This is a genomic window from Amphibacillus marinus (assembly GCF_900110345.1).
Taxonomy (GTDB): Bacteria; Bacillota; Bacilli; order Bacillales; family Amphibacillaceae; genus Amphibacillus_D; species Amphibacillus_D marinus.
The window spans coordinates 656,204-670,906 of the sequence record NZ_FODJ01000001.1; the positions used below are offsets into that span (position 1 = coordinate 656,204).

13 protein-coding genes are annotated in these 14,703 nt (G+C 37.9%); 2 read left to right on the top strand and 11 right to left on the bottom strand.

All coding sequences use genetic code 11. The features are described from left to right. Positions 1-15 precede the first annotated feature (15 nt). From BM000_RS03190 to BM000_RS03205, 3 genes are all read right to left on the bottom strand, one after another. Positions 16-342, bottom strand: coding sequence for a PadR family transcriptional regulator (locus BM000_RS03190; RefSeq protein ID WP_177178184.1), 327 nt, complete (start codon positions 340-342; stop codon positions 16-18). A gap of 76 nt (positions 343-418) precedes the next feature. Continuing rightward, positions 419-1,003 carry a hypothetical protein gene (locus tag BM000_RS03195; protein WP_091494745.1) on the bottom strand — a complete coding sequence of 195 codons (585 nt, stop codon included), beginning with the start codon at positions 1,001-1,003 and terminating at the stop codon, positions 419-421. A 1,618-nt stretch (positions 1,004-2,621) separates the two neighbouring features. After that, the gene (locus BM000_RS03205) at positions 2,622-3,662 is read right to left on the bottom strand and encodes a M42 family metallopeptidase (protein WP_091494749.1); all 1,041 of its coding nucleotides are present in this window, start codon (positions 3,660-3,662) and stop codon (positions 2,622-2,624) included. Positions 3,663-3,758: 96 nt separating this feature from the next. Here BM000_RS03205 and BM000_RS03210 point away from each other — a divergent pair, with 96 nt between their 5' ends. After that, the gene (locus BM000_RS03210) at positions 3,759-4,148 is read left to right on the top strand and encodes an SLAP domain-containing protein (RefSeq protein ID WP_091494751.1); all 390 of its coding nucleotides are present in this window, start codon (positions 3,759-3,761) and stop codon (positions 4,146-4,148) included. Here BM000_RS03210 and BM000_RS03215 read toward each other — a convergent pair. Beyond that, positions 4,145-4,918, bottom strand: coding sequence for an ABC transporter (locus BM000_RS03215; RefSeq protein ID WP_091494753.1), 774 nt, complete (start codon positions 4,916-4,918; stop codon positions 4,145-4,147). The genes BM000_RS03210 and BM000_RS03215 overlap by 4 nt on opposite strands. Next, positions 4,881-5,876, bottom strand: a complete 996-nt coding sequence (locus BM000_RS03220) for an ABC transporter ATP-binding protein (RefSeq protein ID WP_091494755.1) — start codon at positions 5,874-5,876, stop codon at positions 4,881-4,883. The genes BM000_RS03215 and BM000_RS03220 overlap by 38 nt, the downstream gene beginning before the upstream one ends. A 345-nt stretch (positions 5,877-6,221) precedes the next feature. Here BM000_RS03220 and BM000_RS03225 point away from each other — a divergent pair, with 345 nt between their 5' ends. Further along, complete coding sequence (locus tag BM000_RS03225; RefSeq protein WP_091494757.1) at positions 6,222-8,276, top strand: cation:proton antiporter; 2,055 nt, start codon at positions 6,222-6,224, stop codon at positions 8,274-8,276. A gap of 107 nt (positions 8,277-8,383) precedes the next feature. On the opposite strand, the gene BM000_RS03230 is transcribed toward BM000_RS03225, so the two are convergent. From BM000_RS03230 to ggt, 6 genes are all read right to left on the bottom strand, one after another. After that, complete coding sequence (locus BM000_RS03230) at positions 8,384-8,614, bottom strand: helix-turn-helix domain-containing protein (RefSeq protein WP_091494759.1); 231 nt, start codon at positions 8,612-8,614, stop codon at positions 8,384-8,386. Positions 8,615-8,646: 32 nt separating this feature from the next. After that, positions 8,647-9,513 carry an RluA family pseudouridine synthase gene (locus BM000_RS03235; protein WP_091494761.1) on the bottom strand — a complete coding sequence of 289 codons (867 nt, stop codon included), beginning with the start codon at positions 9,511-9,513 and terminating at the stop codon, positions 8,647-8,649. Positions 9,514-9,533: 20 nt separating this feature from the next. After that, a complete protein-coding gene (locus BM000_RS03240; protein WP_091494763.1) occupies positions 9,534-10,094 on the bottom strand; it encodes a GNAT family N-acetyltransferase in 561 nt (186 codons plus the stop codon). Positions 10,095-10,181: 87 nt separating this feature from the next. Continuing rightward, positions 10,182-11,351, bottom strand: a complete 1,170-nt coding sequence (locus tag BM000_RS03245; RefSeq protein WP_091494765.1) for a cation:proton antiporter domain-containing protein — start codon at positions 11,349-11,351, stop codon at positions 10,182-10,184. Between the two features lie 195 nt (positions 11,352-11,546). After that, entirely contained in the window at positions 11,547-12,770 is a 1,224-nt protein-coding gene (locus BM000_RS03250) for an aminotransferase-like domain-containing protein (RefSeq protein WP_091494767.1), read from the bottom strand. A 315-nt stretch (positions 12,771-13,085) separates the two neighbouring features. Continuing rightward, on the bottom strand, positions 13,086-14,699 hold the full coding sequence (gene ggt, locus BM000_RS03255) for a gamma-glutamyltransferase (protein ID WP_091494769.1): 1,614 nt from the start codon (positions 14,697-14,699) through the stop codon (positions 13,086-13,088). Positions 14,700-14,703: the final 4 nt, after the last annotated feature.

A 14,703-nucleotide genomic window follows, 5' to 3' on the forward strand; every position in this document is an offset into this window, starting at 1 on the left:
ACCTTTCCATGTTGTTTAGGGATTAAGAAATTGATTAACAACCTCTTTAGTAACTGTCCATTCCGCACGCCTTTGCGCAAGAAATTCTTTTCCTTTTTCAGTAATTTGATAATACGTTCGTCGTCTCCCCTCCGTTTTCTCATCTAACTGAAATGAAGCAACAAGCGCGTTCTTCTCTAATCGAGTAAAGGCAGAATATAACGTTGTTTCTTTCATAATATACTTCTCACCAGACCTATGCTTTATTTGCTTGGAAATCTCATAGCCATATGAGGGGCCAGTTAATAATAGCGAAAGAATAATCGTATCGTTGTAGCCACGCATGATATCACTTGATAACAAAAAAACACCTCCACACCATACTACATCTGTCGTAGTAATTTAATTATACCTAAATTACTACGACAGGTAAAGTAATTTATTTAAAAATATCTTCTAACTCAGCAATAACCTCCTCATGATTAGCAAATAAAAAAGATATGAGTAGTTGCTTATTTTCTCTCCATTGTTTCCTTAAACGCTTGTCAATCTGCATATGACCATTGACCAGCTGGCAATACAATTTTAACCGTAAAAAATCAGGAATTAATTCTTCAACCCGTTCTGGTTCATTTCGATATGAGGGATTAATTGAGTATAGAAAATAATTACGCTGCTTAAAACGTTCTCTTACTATACCCAGTCCACAACTCACTGAATATTTTACATTGACAGGTTGTTCAAGTCTGTATAAATAAGTGCGATTAACTTTAGAATGAACTGGGGTCGGACTAATATAGGTCTCTTTTGCACTTGATAGTTGATTAATAAAATAATATAAAGCATCTTCCTGTGAATTAAGCATTGTTACTTCAGTGATATCTTCATCTAAATAGTAATCAAGGGTATGTATACCTTGGGCTGGACTTATTGCTAAAAACGAAATGACTTCATAATGTTGGTCTAACTCAGAAATAGTAACTGAAAAATAATCCTCTAAATCATCTAGTAAATCTTTTCTCATCATTAAACACCTAGCTTTCTTTAATTGTTCAGACTTGTTTTATCATCTAAAAAAAGCTACTGAATAACCAGGATTACCCCGTATTATTTAAGTAGCTTTGCTTAAAATCTTAATAACCTTCTTTCAAAGTTTTACTCTTCATACTCTTGATACCAAATGATACAATTTCCACTTACACTTTGACCGCTACTAGCAGGATAATAACTCTCCATAAGATCAATTAATAATATGGGCAATCTAACCGACATCCCATTAGCTAATTCAATTGAATTAATGTAACAAAGCAAACTAGTTATTTAGTCATGTATAAGTATTTAATGTTTAAATAATTCACTTATATTTTTGTTGAAATAGCTCTATGTATTTTTTAAAAAACATGTTAGTCATACCATGCAATTCCTTGCCGTTAACTTTCGACAGCAGTTAATTCCAATGCTACAATATAAAATGACACGCACGAACCCCTTTTTGCCCAATCACCACCTTACTTCTTAAACTCAACTATTAACTTTCCCCACTTACTATCATTTGAATTAACTAAGCACGAACGATCGTGTTAAATAACAAAAAAACTGACTAAAGGACTAGGTATATATTAATAGTTATACTAAAATTATAACACTTAAGAAGATAATATCTTATAATTTAATTGAATAAAATGTAAGATTTTCTATCTTCTTTATTTATTCCCTCTTTCAATCCTCTTTAACTATCTTTTTTTTACTTTTTAAAATTACTTTAGTCCTATTCCAATATGTGTTCTTAATAAGATCAAAAACTTCCACTATAATTTTAAAAAACCAAACTATTGTTAGTAATATCGACAATTCCTGATTCAAGTGTGCATATATTCTATACTTCAAGCTAGTCAACACCATTTTAATACTGTTATCCTTAATTATTCATCTTTCACACATTGAATATAGTCATTCAGCCTTGAACGTGTTCGGGAGAGTGGGTATGCAATACCCATGTTAACTTTCTTATCAGGTTGGCAAGCTATGTCGTTCCAAAAGCAATGGCTCCGCTTTTAACGAGTCTGGATTCGAGCCTACAGGATGTAAGTTAGTTAGATGTTGTCACAAATGTTTTTGGTGGACGAGTAATCCCAGTCCCAGGACGTGACGGATTTAGTCTAAGATCCCCCCACTTTGTGAAGAAAGATACGCCACAAAAGTGGGTCTTCAGCTTATCCTATTGGCGCAGAAGTCTCACCCGTTGCTTATCTCCACTTAGTTGGGTGTTCATCATGAATGAATCAGTCCAATTGTGCAAAATCAGGATTAGAAGTGAAAATAATGCCGACGAATTGAAAAGCTATTTTACTCAGATTTTTAAAGTCCTCACGGTGAGAGAGTCCACCCCTCACCGTGCTCAGCTGAAAGTTAATATATTGATGCTAAAGTGGCGTTAACCTTACTGAAACACAGTGTAAACAAACCAGCTATCGGCTGAATTTCTGTTGAAATAAAAATAAGCACCAAAAATACAGGTTTCCTCTTCAGAGCTGGTCAAGCATAACCGTGTCCGAAGAGCTATCCTGTATTTTTGGTGCTAAATAACCCTAATCAAATTTGATTTTTTTTAAAACAACCTGTTCTAAGCAAATATTATTAGCTTAATAATTAATTAGTTTTGATAACAGATAATGATAAACAAGTTCTCCTGTTTTAACTAAAGACTCCATGTGTGTACGTTCATATGCATGTGAAGAATCAATTCCTGGTCCAATTAATCCATGAATAATATCATGTCCAGAACGAATAGCTGCCGATGCATCAGATCCATAAAAAGGATAAATATCTAACTGATAGTCAATGTTGTTTTGTTCAGCTAAATTAACTAAGTGTTTTCTTAATTCATAGTGATAAGGACCTGATGCATCCTTGACACAAATCGAGACTGAATACTCATCAGTCGACTGTCCATCACCCATCGCCCCCATATCAACTGCTAGGTATTCAACCGTTTCTGGGGTAATATTGGAATTACCACCATAACCAATCTCTTCATTATTAGAAATTAAGAAATGGGTTGTGTAAGGTAAGGTTATTTTTTCAGCAATTAATCGTTTAACAACAGTCATTAAAATAGCTACACTTGCTTTGTCATCCAAATGGCGTGATTTAATGAAGCCATTAGCTGTCGCTTCCACTCTCGGATCAAACGAAACAAAGTCACCTACCTCTATTCCTAAAGCACGTACCTCTGTTTCATTATGTACCTTGGCATCAATCCTTACCTCCATATTGGCTTGATTGCGTTCTGCTGAACCGGCATCCTTGTAAACATGTACGGAGGTTTGGTGCATTAAGATAGTGCCAGTAATAACAGCTCCAGTAGCTGTTTCAATTTGACAGTACTCTCCTTCAATTGCGTTATACCGAAAACCACCAATTAAATCGAGTTTCAAACGACCATTTGGTTTAATTTCCTTAACCATTGCTCCCAATGTATCAACATGGGCGGTTAACATCCTCTGCTCTTCGTCGTTCACGCCCTTCAAGGTCGCAATTAAGCCCCCTTTACGATTGTGCTGAGTGGACACACCTAGTTCATTAAAGTATTGCTCCACAAATTGAATAACTTTTTTCGTGTGTCCAGATGGACTAGGAATAGATACTAATTGCTTAATTAAATCTAACTGTTCGGTTGTCATATTAATCCCTCATTTCTCTTAATATTCTAACGATATTCGCATCTAAACACAACCCATGCTATACTAGATTAACTTCTTTGATAAGGATGTGTTTCAATGAATGGCCAACTAAACTGGCATCCAAAATGGGCGAAAACAATAAGCATGAAAGATCGCAATGACTTAGAGCATCTATTTCAGTATGCTTCATCTTCACAGGCAGAGATGGTTGGTCCTGAGCAATTAGATATTGTACCTGTCTATCGTGCGCTCAATTATAAAAATGAACTATTAATTACTGCATTTGTATGCAATAAAAGTAATCAATCGCTCTCCCTACTTAATAGTAACATTAGCTACTATGAGCAAGGCTTTTCAAGAGTAACGACAATCGCAACAATTCCTAACTTCGTGATCTTACCTAACTCAGCAGTTGTGTGGACCTTTATTTATTCCAAACACGCATTTCATGAAAAAGATCGGTTTTTGCTAATTAAAATTGACTAATAGTGGGCAAGTAAGCCCTTTTTCATGGCATAGCTTTCACAACACAGATACATGCTAAGGCCAATAATAATATAAATCAGCGCATTTCCGATTAGTAAGGTAAAATCCATTGTACTAAAATCAGTTATCTGATAACCGTCAATCATAATCGCTCTAATCATGGCAATCCCTTTTGTAATTGGCAGGAACAGCTGATAATAAATAGATGATAGACTGACAAAGGCTAAGCCTGCTAAAACAAACTGAAAGATCTGCAATAAAGCTTGGATCTGCTTAAATACAATCGTAAGTCCGGCGATAACAAATGATAACCCGTACATACTTAAACTGGTTATTAAAAAAATAGGTAAGATAGCAATTATATCAATGTTCAACCACTGGCCAGTTGTTAACATGGATAGAAAAAGAAGAAGGACAACCATAATAGAATGGAGAACCCACTCACCTAGTAAGCGCATAGAAAGAATTCGCCAAATTCCGCTTGGCGTCATTCCTAGCTGTTCAAACGTACCTTCTGAGGTTTCTGACATGATTTGATAGCCAATCCCATTCACAAGCATCATTGCTAAATACCAAAAGATATAATTGATAATCGTATATTGAATCGTTACAGCTTGCGTCTCAGGATTACCAATTAGTTGAATACCTGCAAAGATTGAGATAAAAATAATATAGACGGTCAACACCATCGCAATCGTATTTGGTGCATAACGTTTCATTTGAATGGCCTGCTTACGCAAGTTCGCTTGAAATTGATAGACTAGTTTCATCAACTGCTTCCCCCTTTACAATTTTAATAAATACCTCTTCAAAGTTAATCGTACGCCGATCTATCTGTTCAACTGGGGTTTCATTCCGCTTCAAAATATCAAAGAGCTGATATAATTGTTCTGCGTGAGTTAATTCAATTGATAGAAGTGGTTGGATAAGATCCGCTTGATAGTCATAGGTAATAAACTCACTTTCTAATAGGGCTTGTTGTGCTGGGGTTAGCTCAGCCCCTAGTGTTACTGTATAGGCACGAACATCAAACAGACGCATTAAATTTGAAATCTCTTCATCTGCCACTACCTTGCCATGATTAATAATAATGGTCCGTTGACAAACCTCTTGAATAACAGCCATGTCATGCGATGTAATAATAATTGTTCGATCCTCATCCTTAACAATTTCCTTGAGAATAGCTCTTACCTCATAGCTGGTTTCCACATCTAGACCTAGAGTTGGCTCATCAAGTAAAATAACTTCAGTTTCCGCCAACATAGCGACGGCAATAGCCAGCTTCTGTTGCATCCCTCTAGATAAACGATTTACTAGTTCGTTTTCTTTTTCCTTTAAATTAAATAACACGAGTAAGGTATCTATTCGATGTGCAACTTGCTTTCTGGAAAAACCCCTGTTACCAGCAAAATATTCAAGATTCTCTCTGACTGTTAAGCGCCAGTATAAATTTCGATTCCCTTCTAAAACTGCACTAATATGATGCAATGCTTGCAAGCGCTGCTTAGCGTTGTTAACACCGTTAATTAGAATTGATCCTTGATCCGGCTTTAACAGTCCACAAAGCATTTTTATTGTCGTTGTTTTACCTGCGCCATTAGGTCCTAATAGGCCAAGAATTTCACCCTTTCTAACTGAAAACGAAATATCGTTAACTGCCTTTACCGGTTCCTTTGTTTTGCGCTTTACATAAGTCTTTGATAACCCCGAAACCTCAATAATGTTCATCTTGCCCTCACCCTTTTCTAAATTGTTAAATTTATCATAATAAAATTTTCTACTAACGCAAACAATCTTAAGGCTTATTTAAAATAAGACTTAGGGCTGACTAACGACTGCATCCCCGATTCATACTTTGACATCTATTCTTTTGTATGAATCAGGAAGTACCAAAAGACATCTGATCAAATCAAATGATGTTTATAAAGATCAAAATTTAACAGATATTGTTTAGAAAGACAAATCTCTTTCTATATACTTTTGTTTCAGAATCCGCTATAATTTTTCTCATCATGTAAATAAATATAGAGCAAGCTTATCATTATGATTCTTGTTTGGAGGGATTTTTTTAAAATGGGGCAACCAGTTCAAGAACCTGTAATAATCTTTGCTATTGCAGTCATTATTTTCTTAGTAAGTCCATTTATTATGACAAGATTACGTATGCCTGGTATTGTCGGACCGATTCTAGCTGGCGTTATTCTAGGTCCCTATGGTTTTAATGTACTTGCAAGAGACAGCACCATCGAATTGTTAGGTACAGTTGGGCTTTTATTTATTGTTTTTATTGCTGGCTTAGAGTTAGATATTGACGGTTTTAAAAAGTATCGAAATAGAAGTCTTGCGTTTGGTGTTATTACCTTTATACTGCCATTTTCTATTGCGATGACAATCGGTTTTATCTTTGGTTTCTCCCCGATCGCAGCCTTTCTACTTGGAATGATTTTGGGCTCACACACATTACTTGCCTACCCAATTGCAAGCAGAATGGGCGTAAATCGCAATAAATCTGTCATTGCTACAATTGGAGGTACCTTCATCTCGGAATCAATGGCGATGATCCTGTTAGCAATTATCGCTGGCTTAGCTGTTGGAGATGTAAATGCTCAATTCTGGATTCAACTAATATTAGCAATTGGGACTTATACTTCAGTCATCCTATTTGGCGTACCCTATCTATCCAAGTGGTTTTTTAAGATATCTGGATTAGATGGCGCGAACGAGTTTAACTTTGTTGTTGCCATTTTGTTTATTTCAGGTTGGTTAGCTTTATTTGCTGGCTTACAACCAATTATTGGAGCGTTTCTTGCCGGATTAGCTTTAAACAAATATATCTATCAACACGGCTCACTTATGAATCGAATTAAATTCTCTGCTAATGCACTTTTTGTTCCATTCTTCTTACTTTCAGTTGGGATGTTAATGGACTTATCGGCTTTATTCTCAAGCTGGGGAAATTTATTACTAACAATCTGTATTGTCCTTGCCTTAATTACTGGAAAATATATTGCTAGTATTATTGTTACCAGAATCTATCACTATAATAGAGATGAACAAATGTTAATCTTTGGCCTATCCTTACCGCAAGCAGCCGGAACATTAGCCGCTACACTTGTTGGTTTTGATCTAGGTTTACTAAATCAAGCAACGGTTAACGCAATTATTATCATGATCTTAGTTACCTGTATTGCGGGAACCTTTTTAACTGAGAAATTTGCTAGAAAGCTAGCTATTAATCAAGCACAGCCAACAGCAGCTGAATTAAACGAAGATAGACCAGAGCGCATTCTTATTCCAATTGCCAATCCTAATACTATGGAATCACTAATGGACTTGGGTTTTCTAGTACGTACTGCGACTAAGTCAGAGCAACCTATTTATCCATTGAAGGTCATTAATAAAAATGCAAAAGAAGCAGAAGCAGATGTGGCTACTACGGAAAAAATGCTTGGTCATGCTATCTTCTATGCAGCTGGTGCAGAAGTTCCAGTCAGACCGTTAACACGCGTTGATAATAGTATTGGTTGGGGCATTGAACGTGCAGCTACTGAGGAACGGATTACGACAATTGTTACCGGTTGGAATGGTGCTAAATCAAGTACTGAAAGGGTTTTTGGGGGAATTATTGATAATGTTCTAGACCATACTTATATTCGTGCCCTGATTGTAAAGCAGGTACAACCCATCCAAACAACTGAGCGGATGATTGTCGTCTTACCAGAGGGGATAGCGGCTAAACCAGGGTTTTTAGATGCTTTACAGATTATTAAAAAAATTGTTAAGCAAATTAGCTGCAAAATGAGATATTTGGTAATGGATGAAGACTTTGAGCAGGTTCAAGATTTCATCCGACCAATTAAGCCTACAAACGGGGCGACCTTTACCCATTTACCAGATTGGGACATGCTTGATCGTTATTGTGCAAAACTTGGTAAGGATGACCTTATTATGGCTATTAGTGCAAGAAAAGGAACAGTAGCGTGGAATCCTAATCTTGAGGCTTTACCACAAAAACTTTCAGAAAATGTTAAACAAAACTTTATTATTTTCTACCCTTATGAAAATACCGAAATTGATGTCCGAGGTGCTCGAGGTACCAGCTTACCTAATATAAAGGTACACAACTAAAAAGAGACAAATAAACAGCGAACGGCATCAATGGCCGTTCGCTTTATTTACCGAAAAACATGTGTGTTACGCTAACAGCCCCAATAATTTGGGTGAGCGTAATCCCATTAATCCTCATCTCTAACAAAGGCACTCTCAGGAATAGGTTCATTTAAGATCTCTTGCATCACAGCACGATACTTTTCCATTTCTCGTAAGTGTGCGTCAAACTGCCCTTTATTTACTAAATATTGCTTACCATCATAAACAGCTTTAATCTTTTGGGTAAAAACAAGCTGACGCACTTCCTTCTCTGATAAATCAAGATAATCAGCAGCCTCAGCAATGGTAATATACATAACAACCCCTCACCTTCAGATAAATCACTATACTAGCCACAACATGTATTGAATACTTTAGGCGCTGGCACTTCAAAGCGCATTTTCTTTTTTGAAGTAGGGTGAATAAAGCAAATAACAGCTGCATGTAGGCCCAGGCGCTTAATTGGATTACCGTTAGCTCGATACTTTTTATCACCCACGATCGGATGACCAATGGAGGCTAATTGAATACGTATTTGGTTTTTCCTCCCTGTATCAAGATTAACCTTGAGTAGTGAAAAGTCACGACTTTGCTTTAGAACTTGATAATGCAATACCGCTTTTTTGGCATCACGCGAACTCTTACTCACGTACATTTGATGTGTTTCAGATTCCTTCAACCATGAGGTAATGGTATTCTGCTTTAGCTTAACTTGGCCCTCTACTAAAGCAAGATAGGTTCTTTCTTTAACTTGCTCCTTCCAGTTATTCTGAAGGATAAGCTTTGCTTGCTCATTTTTGGCAAAAATAAGTACGCCTGATGTATCACGGTCCAAACGATGCACAATAAAAATACGATCTTTGTAATTTTTTTGTTTTACATAAGTCATTAGCTCCCGATGAGCAGTCGTTTGAGAATCATTTGGCTTTGATGCAATCGTTAATAGACCAGAATCCTTGTTAATAACAATAATATCCTTATCCTCATGCAAGATTTTTACACCTTTAAGGCTGCTTTCATGCGTTTTTTTTGCTTGAATAGAAACAATTTGACCAGTGGTAAGCTGGACGTTATAGCGTGTTTCCTTTTTTCCATCAACAGATACTTGCCCTCGTGCCAACAAGTTCTTAACAAAATTACGTCCTCTACTCATGTTTGTTAAGAGAAATTCCAACAGCTCTGCCTGATCTGATACGGTAAAACTTTGTTTTTTCATTTTATGCCTACTTCCTTAAGTTAATCCTGACTGCGCGGTTCAGGCACCCAATCCCTTTTTAACATGCCATAGACAACATGATCAACAAACTGATCATTGACCCATTCTGCCTCTCTGATAACACCTTCCTGTTGAAAACCTAACTTCTTTGCTACACCCTGGCTTGCTTTGTTAAAGAAGGCAGCACGAATAGTAATCCGGTTTAGCTCTAGTGTTTTGAAAGCATAATTAATAATTGCGCGAACGGCCTTCGTTGTTATCCCTCGTTTAATAAATGGCTCAGCTAGCCAATACCCTACCTCCGCCTTTTTGTTTGGCCAGCTAATCTGATTAAAGCCAACTAAACCAGCAATCTGCTCTTCCACTAACACAACGGTAACAAATGACTTTTGTTCAGCATTACTGATTACTGTTGCTTTAACAAATTCAAGCGTATCCTCTGGTTTAGCTGTCTGGTCAACAAATGGTAAGTACGTACGTAAATGCTGACGTGATTCTGTAATAAGCTGATAAAGCTTATTACCATCCTTTAACTCAAGTGGCTTTAACGCTAATCCAGCTTCAATTTCAAATCGGAACATTCTTAAAACCTCCCTGTAAAAACCTATATAGAGCATTATACCATTTCAGAGTTCAAGATAAAGCTGTTCTTACACGCTAGCTAATGATTACACCAATAATCTTCGTGCAAAGACCTTAATTCCAATCGCGCCCAACGGTGCCGTTACGACAATCGACAAAATAGCAATTGCAAGGATTTTACTTCCGCCACTGACCCCAGCTGCTAATGGCAGTGAACCAATTGCAGCCTGAACAGTTGCTTTCGGTAGATAAGCAATAATACAAAATAGGCGTTCCTTATTATTTAGAGCTGTTCTAGCTGTTGCTATCCAAACCCCGAGACTCCGACCAATTAGGCCGAGCATAATTATCATAAGTCCAACTAATCCAGCTTGTAAAGCAACAGCCACATCCACTTCAGCACCGACCAAAGTAAATAAAATAATTTGAGCAAAGACCCAAATCTGTGCTAGTTTATTAGAAAACGCATCTGAGATTTCTGGCTCGTATTTGCGAAGGACAAACCCCACTGCAAGAATTCCCAGTAAGCCAGCGATTCCTATCCCTTCACCAATGACATAAAATAGTAATGCCGAGGCGAGCAAGACAACCAACTGATCAGTATGTTGGTTAAAAAAATCTGTGATCTTAAACAACCAAATTAACACACAAGCAAGGATAGCTCCGGCTAATATAGATACAATAATACTAATGGGAATTTGGCCAAGCTCATAGACGATATTAACACGTTCAGTTGTACCTAGACCTAGGAATACCGAAAACAAAGTAATTGCAAACACGTCATCAATTGATGCACCAGCCAATAACAGAGCAGGAATTTGCTTATCTTCACCAAGCCTTTCTTTTATAAGCTCAAGCATGCTTGGTACAAGGATAGCAGGGGAAACCGCTGCAATAATAAAACCAAGCATACCAGCCTCAGCGATATTGAAATCTAATAAATAATAAGCTGCTCCTAGAATAAATATCCCCTCAAAAATACAGGGAATGCTACTCATTTTAATAGCTAAAAAGCCGATTTTCTTTAAGTTCTCTTTTTTAAGCCCTAACCCGGCTTGCAATAATAATAGAATTAACACGCATGTACGCAGATCTTGAGAAATGCTTAGCAAGTCAGGCTGAAGTACATTGAAAAAATATGGACCAAGCAAACTGCCGATAACAAGCAGCCCGACTAAACCCGGCAACTTCATTTTTTCAGTTAACTTTGCTGCTAAATAACCAAACAACCCCAGTAAACCTATGCTTAATAACACGCTAATCTCCTCCTTTAGAGTTTTAATCACAAAAAATAGCCACTACAAAAAACAGCATACACTGTCATTTGTAGAAGCTATTGGCACGTTCTGTACAGTTTAAGGTTACCTTAGGTGAGCCTCTCCACCTTATTCAAACCTAATTATACCATAGGCTAATAAATTTCTTCAACCATACTCTAGCAATACCCTTCTTTATCTTACTTCTTCTAATAAGGAAAGGTGGTGTCTCCTTTCATGGTAGACATCTGCAATTATTTTAATCGCTTGTTTAATGAGTGCTTCATTAGAAAAGGTAAAACAAAGCCTTACATGATTGTGCTCTCGAGCTTGGTAATAAAAATCTTCTCCTGCCAAAAAGGAAACACCTTGCTCTAAACATGCTAGCTGTAATTGCTTCGTATCAATAGACTTAGGGAAGGTCAACCAAATAAAGAACCCGCCTGATGGAATGGTGTAACTTACCTCTGAACCAAAATGAAAATTAATCGCTTGAATCATGGTTTGGCACCGTTGTTGATAAAGGGTAGTGATTTGCCCCAAATGCTGGTCAAGGTCCAAGTTCTGCAAGAAGTTAGCAACGATCTCTTGACTAAGCACATTTGTTGCACCGTCTGATTTTGAAATTCCCATATATTGAATAACCTCTTGATTACCAATTGCCCAGCCTAATCTGACACCCGGTGCAATAATTTTTGAAAAGGTACTAACATAAATGGTTCGTTCTGGCGCAAATTTATAAACTGCAGGCAGGTATGCCTGATCAAAGCTTAAATCAACATAAGCATCATCCTCCACAATAAAGAAATTATAACGGTAAGCAAGTTCTGCTAAGCGCTTTCGTCTTTCCAGTGATAATGTTACACCAGTTGGATTATGATAGTTCGGTATGATATATAATACCTTTGGCAATGGTTTCTGCTGATTAATAGCTTGAAGTAAGGCTTGCTCGATTAAATCTACATCTAAACCATGTTGATCTACTGGAAATTCTCGAATACTAACGCCTGCTAATTCAATCATTCGCACTGCGCCAAAGAACGACGGTGCTTCAATCCATACTTGGTCGCCCTCACTTGTTAGTGTACGTATGGCTAATTCAATTGCATGCATTGAACCATTAGTAATCAGGACTTGTTCAGGAGTAGCCTCAATCTGACGGAGTTTAGCTCGCTCAGTGACCCAGGTTGGCAAATAGTGACGGCCAGGACCTCCGGTATATTGTAAGGCACTTGTCCCTTCTTCTTGCAAAGCTGTTGCACTTGCTTGCACAAGTGCTGAGATTGGAAAGGTCTCAGGTGCAGGGAAACCATAGGCTAATGAGATCAAATCCCTATTTTTCTTTGCAAATGCTGAGCCTACCGCCTTGATTGAATCAGAAAAACGGTTTGATAATTGAAATGGTTTTAAATGATGCACTGCCAAATCCCCCTCTATATAATTAAACTTTTTTTAAAATAAACACCGTTCATTACTCTTACAATTGATAAATCTTTAAAAATAAGCCTCAAACATGTTCATCATGCTTGAGGCTAGACACAAAAATCTTTTTTTGGGATGAGAAAGATTGATCTCAATTCCACTATAAACTGTTTTAAGAATGTTGCAATCTGACTGTTAAACTATCTAACAATCTATTTCATTATATGCTAATTGACAAGCACGCGTGTTAAAAAAAGTACCATAATAAACGAGATTAAGTGTATAAATAAGGCATGTGCGTACTCTACCTTTTTACCAAGCAGCAATAGCTCCATCTGTACGTGATTCAGTTCCCCCCTGAAGAATACCCGTTTTCGGGTCGCGCCAAATAATCTGGCCACGACCAAAACTGACAGATTCAAGCGCAACTTGAATCTGGTGACCTTTCCGCGCCAAAGCTTGCGCAACATCAGTTGGAAAGCTCGGTTCTACCAGCACCTGCTTCGCTTCAAGCCACTGCCACCTCGGTGCATCTAATGCGGCTTGTGGGTGAAGGCCAAAATCAATCGCATTCATGATCACTTGCAGATGACCCTGTGGCTGCATGTAGCCTCCCATTACCCCAAATGGTCCAATTGGCTGATTATCTTTTGTTAAGAAGCCCGGAATAATCGTATGGTACGTTCTCTTTCCACCTTCTAACACATTATCATGGCTTGGATCAAGGGAAAAATCAGCACCACGATTTTGCAAAGCGATTCCAGTGTCCTTCACGACAATTCCCGAGCCAAAGCCCATATAATTACTTTGAATAAATGAAACCATATTACCCTCACTATCTGCTGTTGCTAAGTAAACCGTCCCACCTCGTGGTAATGTGCCTGGTTCTGGTAATGAAGCTTGGTCTTGAATCAACTGACGACGTTGATCAGCATAACGATCACTAAGCAGGTCCATCGACTGTACTTGCATCTTCACTGGATCTGTTACATAAGCTTGTCCATCAGCAAAGCCTAGCTTAATTGCTTCAATCTGCTTATGATAGCGATCAACAACACTAAGTTGCTTAACATCCTCATTTTTAAGTAGGTTAAGTGCTATCAGTGCAATAATACCTTGACCATTAGGTGGCATCTCCCAAACATCATAGCCATGATAATTAATTGAGATTGGCTCGACCCATTCAGGTGTAAATGCGGCTAAATCTGCCTTTGTTAAAAAGCCATCATTTGCTGCCGATTGTTGGGCGATTTGATTGGCAATATTTCCACGATAAAAGCTTTCTGCATCAGTTTCGGCAATTTCTTTTAATGTTTTCGCATGATCTGGTGAACGCCAAAGCTCACCAATTTGTGGTGGTTTCCCGTTTGGTGCAAAGGTCGTAAACCAATTTTCAAACTGCTGGTCGGTTAGCTCCTGTTTGAAGCGCTGAAAACTTCGGTTCCACATATCGCCAAGTACTGGACTAATTGGGTATCCCTCAGCTGCATAGTTAATTGCAGGTGCTAATAAATCCTTAAAGGCAAGACGACCAAAGCGCTTAGATAATGCTGCCCATGCTCCTGGAGCTCCTGGTACAGTTACCGGTGTCCAGCCAAACGTTGGCATGTTGTCAAAACCCATCGCTTTAACTGCTTCAACAGAAATAGTAGCTGGCGATCGTCCACTAGCATTTAAGCCATATAAGCGATCCTTAACCCAGACAAGAGCAAAGGCATCACTACCAATGCCATTTGAGGTTGGCTCAAGTACCGTTAATGCTGCGGCAGTCGCAATAGCGGCATCAATTGCATTACCACCGCGTTTTAGCATATCAAGACCTACCTGTGCAGCCAGTGGCTGACTTGCCGCAACCATGCCGTTTTTTGCAAATGTCGTTACTCTAGAAACCTGATGGGGATGATTTAGAAAATCAGTTTTTAACATTTTT

Coding starts and splice junctions, on each gene's coding strand:
- BM000_RS03205 (WP_091494749.1), bottom strand. CDS start 3,662: ATGACAACCGAACAGTTAGATTTAATTAAGCAATTAGTATCTATTCCT.
- ggt (WP_091494769.1), bottom strand. CDS start 14,699: ATGTTAAAAACTGATTTTCTAAATCATCCCCATCAGGTTTCTAGAGTA.
- BM000_RS03230 (WP_091494759.1), bottom strand. CDS start 8,614: ATGTATATTACCATTGCTGAGGCTGCTGATTATCTTGATTTATCAGAG.
- BM000_RS03225 (WP_091494757.1), top strand. CDS start 6,222: ATGGGGCAACCAGTTCAAGAACCTGTAATAATCTTTGCTATTGCAGTC.
- BM000_RS03240 (WP_091494763.1), bottom strand. CDS start 10,094: ATGTTCCGATTTGAAATTGAAGCTGGATTAGCGTTAAAGCCACTTGAG.
- BM000_RS03210 (WP_091494751.1), top strand. CDS start 3,759: ATGAATGGCCAACTAAACTGGCATCCAAAATGGGCGAAAACAATAAGC.
- BM000_RS03215 (WP_091494753.1), bottom strand. CDS start 4,918: ATGAAACTAGTCTATCAATTTCAAGCGAACTTGCGTAAGCAGGCCATT.
- BM000_RS03235 (WP_091494761.1), bottom strand. CDS start 9,513: ATGAAAAAACAAAGTTTTACCGTATCAGATCAGGCAGAGCTGTTGGAA.
- BM000_RS03195 (WP_091494745.1), bottom strand. CDS start 1,003: ATGAGAAAAGATTTACTAGATGATTTAGAGGATTATTTTTCAGTTACT.
- BM000_RS03220 (WP_091494755.1), bottom strand. CDS start 5,876: ATGAACATTATTGAGGTTTCGGGGTTATCAAAGACTTATGTAAAGCGC.